Origin of the sequence: Pseudomonas sp. ES4 (genome assembly GCF_050586665.1) — a bacterium.
Lineage (GTDB): Bacteria > Pseudomonadota > Gammaproteobacteria > Pseudomonadales > Pseudomonadaceae > Aquipseudomonas > Aquipseudomonas frederiksbergensis.
In genome coordinates this window covers 219,681-239,885 of record NZ_JBOBDO010000001.1, presented here as the reverse complement: position 1 = coordinate 239,885, position 20,205 = coordinate 219,681, and the positions used below count along the sequence as shown (strand labels likewise).

Annotated in this window: 20 protein-coding genes; 16 read left to right on the top strand and 4 right to left on the bottom strand. The window is 60.1% G+C overall.

Annotation, left to right across the window (positions count from 1 at the left end; all coding sequences use genetic code 11):
- Positions 1 to 6: 6 nt before the first annotated feature.
- The 8 genes from ACQ4OB_RS01025 (at position 7) to ACQ4OB_RS00990 (ending at position 8,225) form a co-directional block, all read left to right on the top strand.
- Positions 7 to 1,008: a response regulator gene (locus ACQ4OB_RS01025; RefSeq protein ID WP_074879808.1), complete on the top strand. Its 1,002-nt coding sequence runs from the start codon at positions 7 to 9 to the stop codon at positions 1,006 to 1,008.
- 308 nt (positions 1,009 to 1,316) lie between these two features.
- Positions 1,317 to 2,412, top strand: a protein-coding gene (prfB, locus tag ACQ4OB_RS01020) for a peptide chain release factor 2 (RefSeq protein ID WP_102615600.1) whose coding sequence is annotated in 2 segments (ribosomal slippage) — positions 1,317 to 1,388 and positions 1,390 to 2,412 — 1,095 coding nt in all. Because the reading frame shifts where the segments join, the coding sequence is not laid out codon by codon here.
- Positions 2,413 to 2,483: 71 nt separating this feature from the next.
- The gene (lysS, locus tag ACQ4OB_RS01015) at positions 2,484 to 3,986 is read left to right on the top strand and encodes a lysine--tRNA ligase (protein ID WP_430954976.1); all 1,503 of its coding nucleotides are present in this window, start codon (positions 2,484 to 2,486) and stop codon (positions 3,984 to 3,986) included.
- Positions 3,987 to 4,088: 102 nt separating this feature from the next.
- Positions 4,089 to 4,805 carry a TetR/AcrR family transcriptional regulator gene (locus tag ACQ4OB_RS01010; RefSeq protein WP_074879802.1) on the top strand — a complete coding sequence of 239 codons (717 nt, stop codon included), beginning with the start codon at positions 4,089 to 4,091 and terminating at the stop codon, positions 4,803 to 4,805.
- 163 nt (positions 4,806 to 4,968) lie between these two features.
- Positions 4,969 to 5,523, top strand: a complete 555-nt coding sequence (locus ACQ4OB_RS01005) for a hypothetical protein (protein ID WP_430954975.1) — start codon at positions 4,969 to 4,971, stop codon at positions 5,521 to 5,523.
- 37 nt (positions 5,524 to 5,560) lie between these two features.
- The gene (locus ACQ4OB_RS01000) at positions 5,561 to 6,838 is read left to right on the top strand and encodes a flavohemoglobin expression-modulating QEGLA motif protein (RefSeq protein WP_129441557.1); all 1,278 of its coding nucleotides are present in this window, start codon (positions 5,561 to 5,563) and stop codon (positions 6,836 to 6,838) included.
- Between the two features lie 146 nt (positions 6,839 to 6,984).
- Positions 6,985 to 7,899: an alpha/beta hydrolase gene (locus tag ACQ4OB_RS00995; RefSeq protein WP_430954974.1), complete on the top strand. Its 915-nt coding sequence runs from the start codon at positions 6,985 to 6,987 to the stop codon at positions 7,897 to 7,899.
- Positions 7,896 to 8,225 (top strand): hypothetical protein, encoded by a 330-nt coding sequence (locus ACQ4OB_RS00990; protein WP_074879789.1) that lies wholly within the window; start codon positions 7,896 to 7,898, stop codon positions 8,223 to 8,225. The genes ACQ4OB_RS00995 and ACQ4OB_RS00990 overlap by 4 nt, the downstream gene beginning before the upstream one ends.
- A 76-nt stretch (positions 8,226 to 8,301) precedes the next feature.
- Here ACQ4OB_RS00990 and ACQ4OB_RS00985 read toward each other — a convergent pair whose 3' ends face one another.
- The 3 genes from ACQ4OB_RS00985 to ACQ4OB_RS00975 form a co-directional block, all read right to left on the bottom strand.
- The gene (locus tag ACQ4OB_RS00985; RefSeq protein WP_074879786.1) at positions 8,302 to 9,090 is read right to left on the bottom strand and encodes an OmpA family protein; all 789 of its coding nucleotides are present in this window, start codon (positions 9,088 to 9,090) and stop codon (positions 8,302 to 8,304) included.
- A 48-nt stretch (positions 9,091 to 9,138) separates the two neighbouring features.
- On the bottom strand, positions 9,139 to 9,552 hold the full coding sequence (locus tag ACQ4OB_RS00980) for a DUF4398 domain-containing protein (RefSeq protein ID WP_074879783.1): 414 nt from the start codon (positions 9,550 to 9,552) through the stop codon (positions 9,139 to 9,141).
- A gap of 271 nt (positions 9,553 to 9,823) precedes the next feature.
- On the bottom strand, positions 9,824 to 10,168 hold the full coding sequence (locus ACQ4OB_RS00975; RefSeq protein WP_076029900.1) for a pilin assembly protein: 345 nt from the start codon (positions 10,166 to 10,168) through the stop codon (positions 9,824 to 9,826).
- A 1,094-nt stretch (positions 10,169 to 11,262) separates the two neighbouring features.
- Here ACQ4OB_RS00975 and ppc point away from each other — a divergent pair.
- The 7 genes from ppc to ACQ4OB_RS00940 all read left to right on the top strand — a co-directional run bounded on the left by ppc (position 11,263) and on the right by ACQ4OB_RS00940 (position 18,588).
- Positions 11,263 to 13,893, top strand: a complete 2,631-nt coding sequence (gene ppc, locus ACQ4OB_RS00970) for a phosphoenolpyruvate carboxylase (RefSeq protein ID WP_430954973.1) — start codon at positions 11,263 to 11,265, stop codon at positions 13,891 to 13,893.
- A gap of 288 nt (positions 13,894 to 14,181) precedes the next feature.
- Positions 14,182 to 14,829 (top strand): adenylate kinase, encoded by a 648-nt coding sequence (adk, locus tag ACQ4OB_RS00965; protein ID WP_074879776.1) that lies wholly within the window; start codon positions 14,182 to 14,184, stop codon positions 14,827 to 14,829.
- 87 nt (positions 14,830 to 14,916) lie between these two features.
- Positions 14,917 to 15,591 (top strand): tRNA (adenosine(37)-N6)-threonylcarbamoyltransferase complex dimerization subunit type 1 TsaB, encoded by a 675-nt coding sequence (gene tsaB / locus ACQ4OB_RS00960; RefSeq protein ID WP_074879772.1) that lies wholly within the window; start codon positions 14,917 to 14,919, stop codon positions 15,589 to 15,591.
- A gap of 278 nt (positions 15,592 to 15,869) precedes the next feature.
- Positions 15,870 to 16,175 (top strand): hypothetical protein, encoded by a 306-nt coding sequence (locus ACQ4OB_RS00955; protein ID WP_008156859.1) that lies wholly within the window; start codon positions 15,870 to 15,872, stop codon positions 16,173 to 16,175.
- Complete coding sequence (locus ACQ4OB_RS00950; RefSeq protein WP_102615595.1) at positions 16,175 to 17,035, top strand: DUF72 domain-containing protein; 861 nt, start codon at positions 16,175 to 16,177, stop codon at positions 17,033 to 17,035. The genes ACQ4OB_RS00955 and ACQ4OB_RS00950 overlap by 1 nt, the downstream gene beginning before the upstream one ends.
- A 33-nt stretch (positions 17,036 to 17,068) precedes the next feature.
- Positions 17,069 to 17,890 carry an isocitrate lyase/PEP mutase family protein gene (locus tag ACQ4OB_RS00945; RefSeq protein ID WP_430954972.1) on the top strand — a complete coding sequence of 274 codons (822 nt, stop codon included), beginning with the start codon at positions 17,069 to 17,071 and terminating at the stop codon, positions 17,888 to 17,890.
- Positions 17,891 to 17,892: 2 nt separating this feature from the next.
- Positions 17,893 to 18,588 (top strand): extensin family protein, encoded by a 696-nt coding sequence (locus ACQ4OB_RS00940; RefSeq protein WP_074879767.1) that lies wholly within the window; start codon positions 17,893 to 17,895, stop codon positions 18,586 to 18,588.
- A gap of 17 nt (positions 18,589 to 18,605) precedes the next feature.
- Here the strand turns inward: ACQ4OB_RS00940 and ACQ4OB_RS00935 are convergent, their stop codons facing one another.
- The gene (locus tag ACQ4OB_RS00935; RefSeq protein ID WP_102615593.1) at positions 18,606 to 19,226 is read right to left on the bottom strand and encodes an energy transducer TonB; all 621 of its coding nucleotides are present in this window, start codon (positions 19,224 to 19,226) and stop codon (positions 18,606 to 18,608) included.
- A gap of 93 nt (positions 19,227 to 19,319) precedes the next feature.
- On the opposite strand from ACQ4OB_RS00935, the gene ACQ4OB_RS00930 reads away from it, so the two are divergent.
- Positions 19,320 to 20,102 (top strand): class I SAM-dependent methyltransferase, encoded by a 783-nt coding sequence (locus ACQ4OB_RS00930; RefSeq protein WP_008146717.1) that lies wholly within the window; start codon positions 19,320 to 19,322, stop codon positions 20,100 to 20,102.
- Positions 20,103 to 20,205 lie beyond the last annotated feature (103 nt).

Sequence of the window (20,205 nt, the reverse complement as noted above, 5' to 3'; positions counted from 1 at the left end):
CTGCCTATGAATGACTTACAGCTCGACGGCTTCAAAACCGACGAAAACGCCGCCATGGTGTTGTTGGTAGACGATCAGGCAATGATCGGCGAGGCGGTGCGCCGCGGGTTGTCGAACGAAGAAAACATCGACTTCCACTTCTGCTCCGACCCGCACCAGGCCATCGCCCAGGCGATCCGAATAAAACCGACGGTGATTCTCCAGGATCTGGTGATGCCCGGTCTTGACGGCTTGAGCCTGGTGCGCGAATACCGCAACCATCCGGCGACCAAGGACATCCCGATCATTGTCCTGTCGACCAAGGAAGACCCGCTGATCAAGAGCGCGGCGTTTGCGGCCGGGGCCAATGATTACCTGGTCAAGTTGCCGGACAACATCGAACTGGTGGCGCGCATCCGCTATCACTCGCGCTCCTACATGACGTTGCTGCAGCGTGACGCCGCGTATCGCGCGCTGCGGGTCAGCCAGCAGCAGTTGCTGGACACCAACCTGGTGCTGCAACGCTTGATGAACTCGGATGGCCTGACCGGGCTGTCGAACCGCCGGCATTTCGACGAATACCTGGAGCTTGAGTGGCGCCGTTCGCTGCGTGACCAGAGTCAACTGTCGCTGCTGATGATCGATGTGGATTACTTCAAGTCCTACAACGACAGTTTCGGTCACCTTGAAGGCGATGAAGCCTTGCGCAAAGTGGCAACGGCGATCCGTGATGCCAGCGCCCGACCTTCGGACCTGCCGGCCCGTTACGGCGGTGAAGAATTCGCCCTGGTGCTGCCCAATACGTCGCAGGGCGGTGCCCGGATGGTGGCGGAAAAACTGCGCCAGACCGTAGCGTCGCTAAAGATTCCGCATATTTCCCCGATCGAAGGATCGAGCCTGACCATCAGCATCGGCCTGTCGACCATGACCCCGCAACCGGGCGGCGATTGCCGTCAACTGATCTCGGCGGCGGACAAGGGGCTGTATCTGGCGAAGAACAATGGGCGCAATCAGGTTGGGATCGAATAACCCACAAACCACCTCACGCCGTAGCACCGTAGCTGCTGTCGAGCCCCGCGAGGCTGCGTTCGGTGCGGGCCGCGTTCGGACGCAGCCGTCGTAAAACCAGGCAACGCGATCTTCCAGATAAACCGCGTGCGCAGGACTGGCGAGGACTTCGTCCTCGAACGCGGCCTCGCGGGGCTCGACCGCTGCTACAAGTGTTCGCCGTTTAGCCAAAACCATTCGCCCCTAAAGCCGCCAGGCGGGCTGCCGTGACAGCCTGATTACGTTATACTCGCCGGCTTTCAAAAGTTCGCCAACGAGTGCTGCCCGCCATGGAAATCAACCCGATCCTTAACAGTATCAAGGACCTGTCCGAGCGCTCCGAAACTATTCGGGGGTATCTTTGACTACGATCAAAAGCATGAGCGTCTGACTGAAGTCAATCGCGAGCTTGAAGATCCGTCTGTCTGGAACAACCCGACGTACGCTCAGGAGCTGGGCCGCGAGCGGTCCCTGCTGGCTCAGATCGTCGAAACCCTCGACGAAATGCACACAGGCCTGGCCGATGCCAAAGACCTGCTGCTGATGTCCGCCGAAGAAGAAGACCAGGCCGCCGTCGATGACGTCGCTGCCGAAGTCGAGCGCCTGCGCGAATCCCTGGAAAAACTCGAATTCCGTCGCATGTTCAGCGGTGAGATGGACGCCAACAACGCTTACCTGGACATCCAGGCCGGCTCTGGCGGTACCGAGGCTCAGGACTGGGCCAACATCCTGCTGCGCATGTACCTGCGCTGGGCCGACAAACGCGGTTTCGACGCGACCATCATGGAACTGTCGGCCGGTGAAGTCGCCGGTATCAAAGGCGCTACCGTGCACATCAAGGGCGAATACGCCTTTGGCTGGTTGCGTACCGAAATCGGCGTGCACCGCCTGGTGCGCAAGAGCCCATACGATTCCGGCAACCGTCGCCACACCTCGTTCTCGGCCGTGTTCGTGTCGCCGGAAATCGATGACAACATCGAAATCGACATCAACCCGTCGGACCTGCGCATCGATACCTATCGCTCCTCCGGTGCCGGTGGTCAGCACGTAAACACCACCGACTCGGCCGTGCGTATTACGCACGTACCGTCCAACACCGTGGTCAGCTGCCAGAACGAACGCTCCCAGCACGCCAACAAAGACACCGCGATGAAAATGTTGCGGGCGCGCTTGTACGAGCAGGAAGTACAGAAACGCAATGCCGCCTCCCAGGCCCTGGAAGACACCAAGTCGGACATCGGCTGGGGTCACCAGATCCGCTCGTATGTACTCGATGCGTCGCGAATCAAGGATTTGCGCACTAACATCGAACGCAGCGACTGCGACAAGGTGCTCGACGGCGATATCGACGAATACCTGGTGGCCAGCCTGAAGCAAGGCCTGTAAACCGCCAGTCAAGACCTTAAGTCCCCTGCCACCCGCGGGGGCAACGAACCTGTGATGGAATTTTTAAAGACATGAGCGACCTAGAACTCGACCCGCAAGCCCTGCAACAGGAAGAAAACTCCCTGATCGCCCTGCGCAAGGAAAAGCTGGCTGCCGAGCGCGCCAAGGGCAATGCCTTCCCGAACGACTTCCGCCGCGACAACTACTGCGAAGACTTGCAGAAACAGTACGCGGACAAGACCAAGGAAGAGCTGGCAGAGGCTGCGATCCCGGTCAAGGTTGCCGGTCGCATCATGCTCAACCGTGGCTCGTTCATGGTGATCCAGGACATGACCGGTCGCATTCAGGTCTACGTCAACCGTAAAACCCTGTCCGAAGAAACCCTGGCCTCGGTGAAAACCTGGGACATGGGCGACATCATCGCAGCTGAAGGCACCCTGGCCCGTTCCGGCAAGGGCGACCTGTACGTCGAAATGACTGAAGTACGCCTGCTGACCAAATCCCTGCGCCCGCTGCCGGACAAGCACCACGGTCTGACCGACACCGAGCAGCGCTATCGCCAGCGTTACGTTGACCTGATCGTCAACGAAGAAGTGCGTCAGACCTTCCGCGTACGTTCGCAGGTGATTGCGCACATCCGCAGTTTCCTGATGCAGCGCGACTTCCTGGAAGTGGAAACGCCGATGCTGCAAACCATTCCGGGTGGCGCGGCAGCCAAGCCGTTCGAGACTCACCACAACGCGCTGGACCTGGAAATGTTCCTGCGTATCGCGCCTGAGCTGTACCTCAAGCGTCTGGTGGTCGGTGGTTTTGAAAAGGTCTTCGAGATCAACCGCAACTTCCGCAACGAAGGCGTTTCGACTCGTCACAACCCTGAATTCACCATGTTGGAGTTCTACCAGGCTTACGCCGACTACGAAGACAACATGGACCTGACCGAGGAACTGTTCCGCGAGCTGGCGCAGCTGGTTCTGGGCAGCACCGACGTGCCTTACGGCGACAAAGTGTTCCACTTCGGCGAACCGTTCGTGCGTCTGTCGGTGTTCGACTCGATCCTCAAGTACAACCCTGAGCTGACCGCTGACGACCTGACGGATATCGAGAAGGCCCGCGCCATCGCCAAGAAGGCCGGCGCCAAGGTGCTGGGCTTCGAAGGTCTGGGCAAATTGCAGGTGATGATTTTCGAAGAGCTGGTCGAGCACAAGCTGGAGCAGCCGCACTTCATCACTCAGTACCCGTTCGAAGTGTCGCCGCTGGCCCGTCGTAACGACGACAACCCGAACGTCACCGACCGTTTCGAACTGTTCATCGGTGGCCGTGAAATCGCCAACGCCTACTCCGAGTTGAACGACGCGGAAGACCAGGCCGAGCGCTTCATGGCGCAGGTGGCTGACAAGGACGCTGGCGACGACGAGGCCATGCACTACGACGCCGACTTCGTTCGCGCGCTGGAGTACGGCATGCCGCCAACGGCCGGTGAAGGTATCGGCATCGACCGTCTGGTGATGCTGCTGACCAACTCCCCGTCGATCCGCGACGTGATCCTGTTCCCGCACATGCGGCCACAAGCGTAAGTGTTTCGATAAAAAAGCCGCCTAAAACAGGCGGCTTTTTATTGCCTGTCTGGTACAAACGTATCAATTGGTTACTTTTCAAGTAAGAGAGGAATACCTGTCGTGAACCGTGCAATTGCTCAAGAGGGTGCAGCGGACGTCGCCACTGCGGTCGCTGAAAGTGTTCAGTACCAGGGTCGCAAGGCCAGCCGACAGGGCAGTGAACAGCGTCGACAGGACATTCTCGATGCGGCGATGCGCATTGTCGTGCGCGATGGCGTACGGGCCGTGCGTCACCGCGCGGTGGCCGCCGAGGCCGGTGTGCCGCTGTCGGCCACCACTTACTATTTCAAGGACATCGATGACCTGCTCACCGATACCTTTGCCCAATACGTGGAACGCAGCGCGGCGTTCATGGCCAAGTTGTGGACCAGCAACGAAGGCCTGCTGCGCGAGATGGTTGCTTATGGCGATGGTAGCCCCGAGTCGCGTTCACAGCTGGCCGACGATATCGCGCGACTGACCGCCGATTATGTGCAGCGCCAATTGCACACCCGTCGCGAACACTTGATGGCCGAACAGGCGTTCCGTCAGGAAGCCCTGTTGAACCCGCGTCTGGCGGAGTTGGTGCGCTCGCATCAGCAAATTCTTCTGCAAGGCACCTGCCATTTTTTCGAGGTGTTGGGTTCCCGCGAACCACAACAGGATGCCAAAGTGTTGACGGCGATTATCGGACGGATGGAATATCAGGGCCTGCTCAACGACGCCGAGCCTGTCGCCGAAGCCGAAATGCTCGGCATCCTGACCCGCTACATGCATTTGGTATTGGCGTCGGTGTAACCCCAGTGGGCGCCACACCTCCTGTGGGAGCGAGCCTGCTCGCGATAGCGGTTTAACATTCAACATCGATGTTGGCTGACCTACCGCTATCGCGAGCAGGCTCGCTCCCACAGGGGGAGGTGGTGTTCACTTGAGGTCCGCGTGTATTCAAAGGGAGTGTTGAATGAAAGCCTGGCGTGTCGTTGTGATCGCCTTGTCGTTCCTGCTGCTCAGCGGCTGTCTGGTGACCTTCAAGGAGCCGCTGCCCTCGAGCGAGCCCGCGCCTGAAGGGTTGCTCGGCAAATGGACCAGCACCAACGCCTGGGGCGAGCCGATGAATCTGGAACTGACACGCCTGGGCGACAATCACTATCAGGCCGTCAGCTACTTCAAGACCAAACCCAAGGAGCGCGAAGCCTATCCCTTCACGGTGACCCGCCATGGCAGTCGCTGGTACTTGTCGGCCAAAGTACCGGCGCAGTTCGGTGGGCATTTCACTATCGCCGGTTTTGAACTCACCGATAAGCATGAGCTGGTGGTCTACAACCTCGACCTCGAGCAGATCAACCAGGCCCTGGGGCAAAAAATCCTCAGCGGCGAAGGCTTCCAGACCGACGACGGCGACGGCGTATTGATCAACAACACGCTGGACCAGGTCTTCGCCTACCTCGACGACCCGGCCAATTCCGATGTGTTCGTCGAGGCCGTGCGCTATCAGCGCCTGGCCAAAGCCAAATAAACCCAGCACGTAAACGGTTTTTCTACAGGAGTTTCGGGTGGACGATTACCAGCAGTCGATACGCATTTTGTCCGATCGCATTGTGCTGGCGCAGACGCCGATTCGCGTCCTGGATGCGGTGAAGTGGGACGACAACATCCGCAAGGGTTTCCTCAAGGCCAAGGGCAAGGAAATGCCGGCGGTGGACCGCGATTACTACCTGAACCGGCCGCTGGCGTTCGACTCCAGCAAGGTGAAGCTGGAATTCCAGAACATCGAACGCGACATCACCCGACAGCTTGGTCAGTTCAACCCGGTCGGCCAGATCATGCGCCGCATGTGCAAGGAATACCGCATGGTGGTGCGCATGCTCGAAGCGCGCGGCACCGAGGATTTCGGGCTGATTTCACAGGAGCTTTACGGTGCCGCTTCCGACGCGTTCCACGCCGGCGATCCGACCCTTTCCGACCTGGGCCTGATGCTCTCGGATTACCTGAACAATATCGATGGCCGTGGCGACCTGAAGGACGAACCGAAAATCCTCACCGCCAAGGAAGCTGTCCACCTGCTGCAAACCCGCTTGAACAAGGTGTTCGGCGAGGCCGAGGAAACCATTCGCGTATTCGAGTCTGACGGGATCGTCGCCGATGCGGCGGCTGGCGCCGACTACATCAAGATCCGCGCCGACGCGATGTTCAACGACCGTGACGTGCGCGCCCTGGAAGTCCACGAAGGGCTGGTGCATGTGGGAACCACGCTCAATGGTCTGAACCAGCCGATCTGCACCTTCCTCTCCAAAGGCCCGCCGTCGTCGACGGTGACTCAGGAAGGCCTGGCGATCCTGATGGAAATCATCACCTTCGCCTCGTACCCGAGTCGCCTGCGCAAACTGACCAACCGCACCCGCGCCATTCACATGGTGGAAGAGGGCGCGGACTTCCTGCAGATCTTCGAGTTCTTCCGTGAGCAAGGCTTTGAGATGGCTGAAAGCTACGGCAATGCCAGTCGGGTGTTCCGTGGCTCGGTGCCGACAGGTCTGCCATTTACCAAAGACTTGTCCTACCTCAAGGGCTTCATCATGGTTTACAACTACATTCAGTTGGCCGTGCGTAAAGGCAAGCTTGAGCAGATACCGCTGCTGTTTTGCGGCAAGACCACGCTGGAAGACATGCGGACCTTGCGCCAGTTGGTGGACGAAGGGCTGGTGGTGCCACCGAAGTATTTGCCGGATCAGTTCCGTGACCTGAACGCGCTGTCGGCGTGGATGTGCTTCTCCAACTTCCTCAATCACCTGAGCCTGGACCGAATCGAAGCGGATTACTCCAACATTTTGTGAACAATGAGATCCCTGTGGGAGCCGAGCTTGCTCGCGATAGCGGTCTAACATTCAACACTTCTGTTGTCTGACACGCCGCCATCGCGAGCAAGCTCGGCTCCCACAGGTACTGTGTTCAGTCTCCAATTTTTGCGAGGTTTCATCGGATGAGAATCCTCGGTTTCTTCTGCCTTCTCCTGACCTTGAGCGGCTGCAGTTCGCTGTTGTTCTACCCTGAGCCCGGCCAGCTGTTTACCCCGGAAAAAGCCAAACTCGAATACCGCGACGTCACCCTGACCACCGCCGATGGCCTCAAGCTGCACGGCTGGTGGTTGCCGGCCAAACAAGGTGTCGAGGTCAAAGGCACGGTGCTGCATTTGCACGGTAACGGCGGCAACCTGCCCATGCACCTTGGGGGCAGTTGGTGGTTGCCGGCGGAAGGTTATCAAGTGCTGCTGGTGGACTATCGCGGTTACGGGCTGTCTGAAGGCGAACCGAGTTTGCCGGCGATCTATCAGGACATCGACGCCGCGTTCAAATGGCTCGACCAGGCGCCGGAGGTCAAAGGCAAGCCGCTGATCCTTCTGGGCCAGAGCCTGGGTGGTTCGATGGCCGTTCACTATCTCGTTCAACACCCCGAGCGACAGAAGCAACTCAAGGCCTTCGTGCTTGACGGCGTGCCCGCCAGTTATCGCAGTGTCGGTCGCTTTGCGTTGAGCAATTCATGGGTTTTCTGGACGTTCCAGGTCCCGCTGTCCTGGCTGGTGCCGGACGGCGACAGCGCGATCAACTCCATGGCGCAGCTCAATGGCGTGCCGAAACTGATCTACCACAGCATCGACGATCCGATCGTGCCCCTTTCCAACGGCATCCGTCTGTATCAAGCTGCGCCGCCGCCGCGAGTGCTGCAACTGACCCGTGGCGGTCATGTGCAGACGTTCGCCGACCCGGTCTGGCGCAAAGTCATGCTGCGTTATCTCGACGACCCGCAGCATTTCAACGGTCTGCGCCGCCTGGGCGAAGTGCCGAATTACCCGGCGCCGAACAATTCTGAAGATGAACCACCAGAGAGTCCGCAATGAGTGAAGAACGTAACGCCATCCCGCTGATCATCACCGGTATCTGCAGCATCCTCGGCACCGTCGGAGCCCTGTGGTTCTACGGTTACCTGCACTTCGCCAAACCCGAAGATGCACTGCTGCTCAGCGATTTCACCATGCTCAAGACGGTGCCGGGCGAAGACTACAAAGTCTCCCTGGAACCGGCCGCGCAAGTCGCGCAGTGCATCGACGGCGTGCTGGTGATGTTCGACACCGAACAGAAAGGCCTGAGCGGTGTGTTGATCAACAACAAGAAAAAAGCGGTGCGCTGCATGGGTGAGGAAACCCCGCAGAAGCTGCAACCGTAACGCTCCTTTTGATCTTAAAAACAAAAGCCCCGCCTGATCAGATCAGGCGGGGCTTTTGTGTTTTAGCAGGCGAAGCTTAGTTCGAGCTGACAGCCGAACGCGGGATCACTGGCTGGTTGTCGTTGGAAATGGTCACTTCCACCCGACGATTCATCGCACGGCCCGAGACGCTGCTGTTCTCGGCCACCGGGTATTCCTTACCGTAACCCTGCGCCACGATACGCGCCGGATCAACGCCCATTTTCACCAGCGCCATGCGCACGGAACCGGCACGACGCTCGGACAGCGACTGGTTGTGGTTGGCGGCGCCCGTGCTGTCGGTGTAGCCCTCAACGATCACTTTGCGATCAGGGTTTTCCGAGAGGAACTGCGCCAGTTTGTTGATATTCACCAGACCGCTGGACTTCAGGTCAGCCCTGTCAGTGGCAAACAACACATCACCGAACGTTACCAAGGTGCCGCGATCGGTCTGCTTGGCGTTCAGGCTGTCCTGCAATTGCTTGATTTGCGCATCGCGGGCATCCAGACGAGCCTGGGCACGTTGCGCGGAAGCATTTTTCAGATTGGCTTCGGCGGTGCGCAGGGCGATGGTCTGCTTCGCCACTTCCACACGTTGATTGGTCAGGTAAGCCAGTTGATCGACCTTGGCCTGGTCTTGTTTGTCCTGGTAAGCCTTGTCGGCCTTGTCCAGGTAATCGCTGGCTTCTTTGGTTTCCAGTGCCGCCACTTTGCTGGCTTGCGGGTTGGTCTGCAGGCCGGTGTAGTTGCTGCGGGCCTGTTCCAGGTTCGCGTTCGGCGGCGTGGAGCAGGCGGCCAGTGCAACACTTGCAGCCAGCAGGGCAGGGATCATCAATTGTGTACGCATGGTGGTTTCGTCCTTTTAATCGAGTAAGAAGTGCGTCGTGCCGGCCGTTTATTGAACGGTGCGCTGGCTTTCCTGACGCAGTTCTTGAACACCTTTCTGAGAGTCCTTCACAGCCTGTTCAGCTTTGATCGCCTGGGCTTTGCGCTCAGCCACGCGAGCGTCCCACTCGGCCTGTTCGGCCAGGACTTTGGCTTCGTCATACTTTTTGTCGTGCATGGCGATTTCGGCTTGTTTGAGCTTGTCCTGCGCGGACTTCATTTCCACGGCCGCGAACTCGGTACCGCCGGCACTGACGGCGCTGTTGACTGCCGATTCCGTCACGGCGAATTGCTCGCTTGGCGGGTTACCGGCACAACCGGCCAGAACGAGGCTGCTGCCGATGGCCAGTGCTGCCAGTTTCAGGCTGCGCAGAGGGGGGAACGAGGATTTGGCAATTCGGGTTTTCATAGTCTTCAACTCCATTGGAATAACTCCTGAGAAACTTAAAAATCCATCCTGGGTATGGAGCCGCAACCTTCAATTTCCGGGGGTGTTTTGAAACGGCCGTCCCAGGCGTGGTTAATGGGTGTGACCCGAGGGGTTTTTCGAAAGTTCAGAGAATATGGCTCATTGCCCAAAAAAATTGACCGGGTGGACAAGGCTCTAAACCGGGAGTTCTTGCCGCAAGTAGCCGTATTCCGGGCCCTGTAGGGGTCAGGAATACGCATTTTGGAGGGGGAAAGAAGTGCGGTAATCAGTGTTTTTGTTTGTCGTCGACGGCCGATAAATCATGCAAATGACGACGGGACAATGCGAGAAAGCGCGGAGTCGGGCCAATGTCTTCGTACAGCGGGTCACCTTCTTCGTCGGTGGCCACGACGGTTGAGCCCTTCACGTACGGGAAGCTTTTTTCGAGTTCTTCCAGGGCGGCGCCGATCAGTTCGCCGAGCAGTTCTTCGGGCTGCCGTTTGGGGTACATCTCGATAATGGCCGCCAACCGAGCGGCGGCCTCCACATCCAGATGAATCGAGTATCCGGTGTCGGTCAGGCGACCTTTGGCGTTTTCTTCCCAATGTTGGGCAAGCTCGCGGATTTTCATAGTGACCTCAATGCGCACCTGCTCGTGGCAGGCAGTGTCAGTGTCCGGCCATTGCCGGTGGCAGCCGTTGTACGGCTTATTCTTCAGACTAGCTTTAACGCTCAGGGTTTAAAGTCCCTTCGTCGTCTTATGGCGTTGGGAGGCATGGGGGGCATGGGGTTCATTGGGGAATTGGGTGTATATCCGTTTTTGGGGTGATGGCTGATTACGGTTTCGCTTTTACAGCGAGTCACTTGGAAGAGCCCCAAGTAACCAAGGGCTCTTGCCCCTGTCGTTCGGTGCCTCGCTAAGGCTCGCCATGCCCTCGCTCCGGTCCTGCTCCGTGGGCCCGCCGCCATCGGCCATCCATGGCCGGGGGCGGCTAACCCGGCATCCATGCCGGGTTGCCCACTGCGCAGAACCTCCACTCGGCCTCCCGAGGGGGCGTGCACCGCAAAAGCAAAGCAAGGCGGCCTACCGGCCGGCCTGTTTCCTCAACGCTTGCACGTATTGATCGTTCCCATGCTCCGCGTGGGAATGCCGCCGGGGACGCTCCGCGTTCCGCTGTCGACGCAAGGCTCGAGTCTTGCGCAGGGGTGACGCGGAGCGTCACGGGATGCATTCCCACGCAGAGCGTGGGAACGATCAGAGGGTGTCGGGAGCTGTTGATCTGGCTCTGGCTCTGGCTCTGGCTTTTGATCTTGATCTGCCTGCCCCTTTCCCAGAGGCCGAACGCAGGCGTTGCGCAGGGGGCACCGCGGCAAGGATGCCGCGGTAGCCGCCCCCGGCCATGGATGGCCGATGGCGGCGGGCCCCCGGAGCAATGCCGGAGTGAGGGCATGCCGAGCCTAGGCGAGGCACCGAATGGCGGGGCAGGAGCCCTTGGTTACTTGGGGCTTTTCCAAGTGACTCGCTGTAAAAGCGAAACCGCCAGCAGCCGTTACCGCAGAAACGGATATGCCCCCAGCAATCCCAATCCCCACCCCCAACCCCAAACTTTCTCAGGCGAACAGCATTCCCATTCTCGTCCGCTTGTAAGAACCGCTTTACAGCGGCACTCTCTAACCCAAGAGCATGGACCTCAAGTCACCCGGATTTTCGCTGGAGAACTGCTGATGACCGATATTGATGCACGCTTGCGCGAGGATGTTCACCTGTTGGGTGAGCTGTTGGGCAACACCATTCGTGAACAGTACGGGGACGGTTTTCTCGACAAGATCGAGCAGATCCGCAAAGGCGCCAAGGCCGACCGTCGCGGTTCAATGGACGCTGAACTGAGCGCCAGCCTCAACCAATTGAGCGAAGCAGAGTTGCTGCCGGTGGCGCGGGCGTTCAACCAGTTTCTCAACCTGGCCAATATCGCCGAGCAATATCAGCTGATTCACCGTCGCGAAGAGTCACAGCCTGCGCCGTTCGAAGCGCGGGTACTGCCAGAACTGCTCGCCCGCCTGAGTGCTGAAGGTCATGGCGCCGACTCCCTGGCCCGGCAACTGGGACGGCTGGAGATCGAGTTGGTCCTCACCGCGCACCCGACCGAAGTCGCGCGCCGCACGCTGATCCAGAAGTACGACGCGATTGCCGCGCAACTGGCCGCCCAGGACCATCGCGACCTGACCACTGCCGAGCGCGAGCAGATCCAAACGACGTTGCAGCGCCTGATCGCCGAAGCCTGGCACACCGAAGAAATCCGCCGCACTCGCCCAACCCCAGTGGATGAAGCCAAGTGGGGCTTCGCGGTGATCGAGCATTCGCTGTGGCAGGCGATCCCCAACTATTTGCGCAAGGCCGATAAAGCCCTGCATGACGCCACGGGCCTGCACCTCCCACTGGAGGCAGCGCCGATTCGCTTTGCCTCGTGGATGGGCGGCGACCGCGATGGCAACCCCAACGTGACCGCCGCCGTGACCCGTGAAGTCTTGCTGCTGGCGCGCTGGATGGCCGCGGACTTGTACTTGCGCGATGTTGATCACCTGGCGGCTGAGTTGTCGATGCAGCAGGCCAGCGATGACTTGAAGGCCAAGGCCGGGGACAGCGCCGAACCTTACCGTGCGGTGCTTAAACAGCTGCGTGAACGCCTGCGCGCGACGCGTAACTGGGCTCACGCCTCCTTGACTAAGACCACGCCGGCACCTGCCGATGTGTTGCAAAACAACCGCGAGCTGCTTGATCCGCTGGAGTTGTGCTACCACTCGCTGCATGAGTGCGGCATGAGCGTGATCGCTGATGGGCCGTTGCTCGATTGCCTGCGCCGGGCGGTGACGTTCGGGTTGTTCCTGGTGCGGCTCGATGTGCGTCAGGACTCGACGCGACATACCGCGGCGATGACCGAGATCACCGACTACTTGGGCCTGGGACGCTACGAGGACTGGAGCGAGGAAGAGCGCATCGCTTTCTTGATGCGCGAGCTGAATAACCGCCGGCCGTTGTTGCCGGCGTACTTCAAGCCATCGGCCGACACCGCCGAAGTGTTGGCGACCTGCCGGGAAATCGCTGCTGCACCGAGTGCTTCGCTCGGTTCGTATGTGATTTCCATGGCCGGCGCCGCTTCCGACGTGCTGGCCGTGCAACTGCTGCTCAAAGAGTCTGGCGTATTGCGGCCGATGCGCGTGGTGCCGTTGTTCGAGACCCTTGCCGACCTCGACAACGCCGGCCCGGTGATCGAACAGCTGTTGCTGCTGCCCGGTTATCGCTCGCGCCTGCAAGGGCCGCAGGAAGTGATGATTGGCTACTCGGACTCGGCCAAGGACGCCGGCACGACGGCGGCGGCCTGGGCGCAGTACCGGGCGCAGGAGCGCTTGGTCGACATCTGCCGCGAGCAGCAAGTGGAACTGCTGTTGTTCCACGGTCGCGGTGGCACCGTGGGACGCGGCGGCGGTCCGGCACACGCGGCGATTCTGTCGCAGCCGCCGGGGTCGGTGGCGGGGCGTTTCCGTACCACCGAGCAGGGGGAAATGATTCGTTTCAAATTTGGCCTGCCGGACATCGCCGAGCAGAACCTCAATCTGTACCTGGCAGCGGTACTGGAAGCGACCTTGCTGCCGCCACCACCACCGGAGCCTGCCTGGCGCAATCTGATGGACGAATTGGCCGCTGACGGTGTCAGCGCTTATCGCGCCGTGGTGCGGGAAAACCCTCAGTTCGTCGAGTATTTCCGCCAGTCCACTCCGGAGCAGGAACTGGGGCGCTTGCCGCTGGGCAGTCGCCCGGCCAAGCGCCGCGCCGGCGGGATTGAAAGCCTGCGGGCGATCCCGTGGATCTTCGGCTGGACCCAGACGCGCCTGATGTTACCGGCCTGGCTCGGCTGGGAAGCAGCGCTGAGCAAGGCGCTGGAGCGTGGCGAAGGCGAGCTGCTGGGGCAGATGCGCGAGCAGTGGCCGTTCTTCCGTACGCGCATCGATATGCTGGAAATGGTGTTGGCCAAGGCCGATGCCGATATCGCCCGGTCTTACGATGAGCGTTTGGTCGAGCCGGATCTGCTCCCTTTGGGTGCGCATTTACGCGACCTATTGTCGCAGGCCTGCTCGGTGGTCCTGGGGCTGACCGGTCAGTCGCAGCTACTGGCACATAGCCCAGCCACACTTGAATTCATCCGCTTGCGCAACACTTACCTCGACCCGCTTCATCTATTGCAGGCTGAGTTGTTGGCGCGTTCGCGACAACAGGAAGTGGCGCAGGGCAGCCCTGTAGAACAGGCGCTGCTGGTGTCTGTGGCGGGGATTGCCGCCGGTTTGCGTAATACCGGCTAAGGTTTTTGTCGTCGGCAAGGCACTCGGCGCGAGCGTCGGGTTGCCGGTGGGCGAGGGGTTGAAAAGTGCTGCCAGGCGACAGTTAGTGATGGGGTTGCGACTAGGGTTACCCCGACGAAAGGCCACATCAGACGCGGGTTTCTCCGACTTTCGGCGGCTTGTGTGGTCCGGGCCTGCTGTGTATCTTGATCAGCCTTTGGCCGTTTGGGCGGTCACGACCCTTTTTTTGAGATTGGCCCCACGAGGCGAATCTGACGTTATCCATATAAAAAATTGAGGAGCACATCGATGCGCGTCATTCTGCTGGGAGCTCCCGGGGCCGGTAAAGGTACTCAGGCTAAGTTCATCACCGAAAAATTCGGCATTCCGCAAATCTCCACCGGCGACATGCTGCGTGCCGCGGTCAAGGCCGGCACCGAGCTGGGCCTGATCGCCAAGAGCGTCATGGACAGCGGTGGTCTGGTTTCCGATGACCTGATCATCAACCTGGTCAAGGAACGCATCAGCCAGGCCGATTGCGCCAACGGTTTCCTGTTCGACGGTTTCCCGCGCACCATTCCTCAGGCTGAAGCCCTGGTGAAAGCCGGCGTCGAGCTGGATCACGTGTTGGAAATCGACGTTAAAGACGAAGACATCGTTCAGCGTATCGCTGGCCGTCGTGTTCACGAGGCCAGCGGCCGCGTGTACCACATCGTCTACAACCCGCCAAAAATTGCCGGTAAAGACGACATCACCGGCGACGAACTGGTGCAGCGCAAAGACGACACTGAAGAAACCGTGCGTCATCGCCTGTCGGTCTACCATGCCCAGACCGAGCCTCTGGTGAAGTTTTACCAGGAGCTGTCCGTCGCTCAAGGCAAACCGAAGTACAGCCACGTCGAAGGTGTTGGCTCGGTTGAAGCGATCACCGGCAAAGTGCTTGAAGCACTGAGCTAAAAAAACGCTTCATCTTCTACGGCCCGCTTGCGGGCCGTAGTTGTTTATACTGGCGCACTTTTTCTGACCTCTCTTACGGAAACATCGATGAGCACCTTGCTGGCCCTGGACACCGCGACTGAAGCTTGCTCCGTTGCCTTGCTGCATGACGGCAAAGTCACGAGCCATTACGAGGTGATCCCACGCCTGCATGCGCAGAAGCTGCTGCCGATGATCCAGCAGTTGCTGGCGGATGCCGGGACCACCCTGCAAGCGGTCGATGCCATCGCTTTCGGCCGTGGTCCGGGGGCGTTCACCGGCGTGCGGATCGCCATCGGCGTGGTGCAGGGGCTGGCGTTTGCGCTGGATCGCCCGGTATTGCCGGTGTCGAACCTGGCCGTGTTGGCGCAGCGGGCCTATCGCGAACATGGCGTGAGCCAGGTCGCGGCCGCCATCGATGCGCGCATGGACGAAGTGTATTGGGGTTGCTATCGCGAAACGGCGGGGGAGATGCGCCTGGTCGGCAATGAGGCAGTGCTGTCGCCGGAAGTGGCCGCGTTGCCGGCTGACGCCAGCGGTGAGTGGTTTGGCGCCGGCACTGGCTGGGGTTATGCCGAGCGAATCGCGGTCAGCCTGACCGGGCAGGATGCGGGCATGTTGCCTCACGCTGAGGACCTGCTGACCCTGGCACGTTTTGCCTGGGCGCGGGGTGAGGCGATCGTGGCTGATGAGGCTCAGCCGGTGTACTTGCGCGATAAAGTCGCGACGCCCAAAGCACGATAATCCGCATTGCTTTTGTGGCGAGGGAGCTTGCTCCCGCTGGGCTGCGAAGCGGCCCCAATCGTAGGCAAGTACACCCCCGCCGTCTGATTTTACGACTGCTTCGCAGCCGAGCGGGAGCAAGCTCCCTCGCCACAATGTGTACCAACGCAGCCAATCGTCGTTTTATATCCCCCAGCTTTTAAACCTTTTCCATTTTCTGTGTTCTAGTTATCACTCGGCGGTTTGCGAAGCGGGCTATGCGCCACTAAACTGCCATCATTGATACCGGACATGTACTCATGCGTATAGACGGCGTTCCCTCTCAGTCCTACCCCATCAAGCGCAAGCCTCGCAAAGGCCCCGTGGCGGATGACGACTACGTCGATATCGACGGCGAGCTGGAAATTCCATCCGAAGAGCAAATGGCCGCCCGCGCCGCCAAGGCTTCTGCGCAACGCTTGAGTAATCTCCCCGCCCGTCAACAAGACATGCTTTATCACCGTGCCATGAGCAGCAGTGTCGCCAAGGCCCTGGCCAGCTACCTGAGCACCGCCGGTTTTGTCGATTGGGATTCGGATGTGCTGGGCCTCGACCTGTACATCTGATGCAGTTGCCTTACTACCTGGGCTGTCCGTCCTGGAGTGAAAACGCCTGGCGCGATTACCTGTATCCGCAAGACGCAAAACCCACCGAATTTCTGAATCTCTATTCCCAGGTTTTCAACGCCGTGGAAGGCAACACGACCTTCTACGCGAGCCCGGCTGCGACCACCGTGCAGCGTTGGGCCGAGACCATGCCCGAACACTTTCGCTTCACTGCCAAGTTCCCCGGTGACATCAGCCACAGCGGTGACCTGCGCGAACAATTGGCCGCTGCCGAAACCTTCCTGCAATTGCTCAGCCCCCTCGGCGAACGGGTTTCACCGCTGTGGCTGCAACTGTCGAAAAGCTTCACGCCGCAGCGACTGTCGGAACTTGCCGGTTTTATTGATGCGGTGGACCGGCCTTTGGCGGTTGAAGTGCGACATGACGAGTTCTTCGCCAAGGGCGATGCCGAGAGAATGCTCAATCGCCTGCTATTGGATCGCGGTGTCGAGCGTATCTGCCTCGATCCCCGCGCGTTGTTCAGCTGCACATCGACCGATCCCTCGGTACTACATGCCCAATCGAAAAAGCCCCGGGTGCCACCCCGTCCGGCCGCCTTCACGCAATGTCCGCAGGTGCGTTTCATCGGCCATCCGCAGCTCGAGGCCAACGATCCGTTCCTGATGCCGTGGGTCGAGAAAATCGCCGTGTGGATCGAAGAGGGGCGTACGCCCTATATCTTCCTGCACACCGCCGACAATTTGCTGGCCGCCAAACTGGCGCAACGTTTTCACGCAAAACTGATGCTGCGTTTACCTGGCCTGCCGCCGCTGCCTGAGCTATACAGAGAGCCCGCTGCCGAGCAACTTGGCCTGCTCTGAAGCGGATTCCTTGTCTTTTTCAGGAGCCTGCCAATGGATGCGCAAACCCTTCGAGCCCAAGCGTTCAAAGCACTGCACGAACGCGCGGGGGCTTTTGTCATTCCCAACCCGTGGGATGCCGGCTCGGCGAAGATGCTCGCCAGCCTTGGTTTCGAAGCGCTGGCGACTACCAGCGCCGGATACGCTTTTTCCAACGCCCGCCCCGATGGCGGGCTGACGCTGGACGACACCCTGGCAAACGTTCGGGCGATTGTGGCGGCAACTGATCTGCCCGTCGCCGTCGACCTGGAAAACGGCTTCGCTGACGATCCCGCCGAATGCGCACAGAGCATTTTGCGTGCGGCAGAGGCCGGGGCGGTCGGCGGCTCTATCGAAGATGCCACCGGCCGTGAAGAAGCGCCGATCTACTGTTTTGAGCACGCCGTCGCGCGCATTGAGGCTGCCGTGGCCGCCGCTCGTAGCTTGCCGTTCCCGTTCATGCTCACAGCCCGAGCGGAAAACTTTTTGCACGGCAATCCTGATCTCGCCGATACCATTCGCCGCTTGCAGGCATTTTCCGAGGCGGGTGCCGACGTGCTTTATGCGCCGGGGCTGCGCAGTGCTGAAGAGGTGTTGGCGGTGGTTCGCGCGGTGGCGCCGAAACCGGTCAATGTGTTGATGTCTGGCGGACTGAAATTGACGGTCGAGCAGTTGAGCGAAATGGGCGTCAAACGCATCAGCGTCGGTTCGGCACTGGCCTTGGCCGCCTACGGCGAGTTTTTCCGCGCGGCCGAAGAGATCAAGACGTCGGGCACCTTCGGCTTCACGTCGCGTTCCATGCCGTACGCCCAGGCCAATAAATTGTTCAAAGGCTGACGATGCGGTTTCGGTGGTGGCTGCTGTTGATGCTGTTGATCATCGGCATGGCGGCCGTGAGCGTCTGGCGTGGCTGGGTCTCAGTGCCGGCGCAGTGGAATCCCTGGGCGCCGCTGGACGTGAAGGCCGCGCCCAATTTTCTGACCCGCTACAAACTGATGCGCCTACGCAATGATCAGCAGTTGTGCGATCAAGCCTTGAGCAGCTCTGGATTGCGCGTAACCCATCAGGCCGACAGCCCCGACGCGACGTGCCCGTTGCTCAACACCTTGCGTGTGCAAGGCGGCGAGGTGGCGCTGAGCAGCAGTTTCCTCGCCAGTTGCCGCCTGGCGGTGTCGTTCGCCCTGTTCGAACACCACGCCCTGCAACCCGCCGCACAAGCGGTCTACGGCCAAGCGGTCACGCGAGTCGACCATCTCGGCAGCTTTGCCTGTCGCAACGTCTACAGCCGCGAGAACGGCAGGCGCAGCCAGCATGCCAGTGCCGATGCGCTGGATATCGCCGGTTTTCGCTTGGCCGATGGCCGCACCATCAACGTGCTCAAGGATTGGTCGAAGGATAATCAGGACGCGCGGTTTTTACGTCAGGTCCGCGATGGCGCCTGCGACATGTTCAGTGTGGTCTTGAGTCCGGATTACAACGCCGCCCACCGCAATCACTTTCATGTGGATGTCGGGCCGTGGTGGGTGTGTCGCTGAGGGCTTGTTATTGAAAGTCAGGCGGCGATGCGCAGGTTTTGCAGGACGATCGGACGAGCCCAGCCGTTATCGAAGTCGAATTGTTTCTGTTGTTCCATCAGCTCTTCGGGCGAGAACGGCGGGAAGGGCTTGTCCAGCAGATCGAGTTCGAATTCGGCGATTGGCAGGTGCAGCGCACGCGGTTGTGGCGCCGGACCTGCTTGCGGCACAGGCTGACCTGCGGTGAGCACGATCGGGCGGACCCAACTGCTTTCGAAGTCCTGTTGTTTCTGCTGAGCGACGATTTCTTGCGGCGGGAACGGTGGGAAAGGTTTGTCGGCCAGCTCCATTTCGAACTCGGCAATCGGCAGGAACAGTGGCTCGGGCGGGCGGACCTCGGTTTCTTTCACATCGCATTCGCGTTGGGAAATGATGTGCGCCAGCAGTTCGCTGCCAACGGTGGGTTCGACCGGGCTGTCGAGATCGACCGGTGGAAAGTTGAGAGAAGCCGGTACGACATCGCCCGACTGATCGGCCAGGGCCTGGGCAAAGAAATCCTGCCACAGGTGACTGACGCCGCTCAGTGCTTGGGAGTTTCGCAGGCCAAAATCGCCGTGGGGCGAGATGTAGCCTATCGATGTGCGTTGAATGTCTGACATTTCTCTCGGTCGACGCTCAGCTCTGGCAAAATGCTCGATAGTTTTGTTATCGGCCGTTTTTGCCGATCATTAATTTTTTGAGCGTGTTTTCTCATGATTGAGCAACCTGCGGCCTGCCGCATCCATGTCGAGGCCCTGGCCGCGACTTTTCAGCCACAGGCCGAACAATGGGCCGAGCGCCTGGGTTTGCCGATGCAGGTGGATGACGGTGAGTTCGCCTTGCAGGTCGGCGACCAGGGGTTGCAGCTGCAGCAACTGGGCCCGGACGCGCCGGGACCGGTGCGGGTGGACTTTGTCGAGGGCGGTGCGGCCCATCGTCGGTTGTACGGTGGCGGCAGCGGTCAGATGATCGCCAAGGCTGTCGGGGTTGCCCAAGGCGTGCGTCCGCGCGTGCTGGATGCCACGGCGGGGCTGGGCAAAGATGCGTTCGTGCTGGCGAGCCTGGGCTGCGAGATGAGCCTGATCGAGCGTCAGCCGCTGATTGGCGCGTTGCTTGAAGATGGCCTGGCGCGCGGCGCGGAAGACTTTGAGGTGGCGCCGATCGTGGCGCGGATGCGCTTGCTCAAGGGCAATTCGATCGAGGTGATGCGCAATTGGGAAGGCGAGCCGCCACAGGTGATTTACCTCGACCCGATGTTTCCCCATCGTGAGAAAACGGCCTTGGTGAAGAAGGAAATGCGCCTGTTCCGGCCGCTGGTAGGCGATGACCCGGATGCGCCTGCACTGCTCGAAGCGGCGTTGGCGTTGGCCAGCCATCGGGTGGTGGTCAAGCGCCCGCGCAAGGCGCCCTGCATCGAAGGGCCGAAGCCGAGTCATGCGCTGGACGGTAAATCCAGCCGGTATGACATTTATCCGAAGAAAGCGCTCAAGCCCTGACTCAACACTGATCGTTCCCACGCTCTGCGTGGGAATGCCTCAACGGACGCTCCGCGTTCGGCTTTGGATGGGACGCAGAGCGTCCCGGGCTGCATTCCCACGC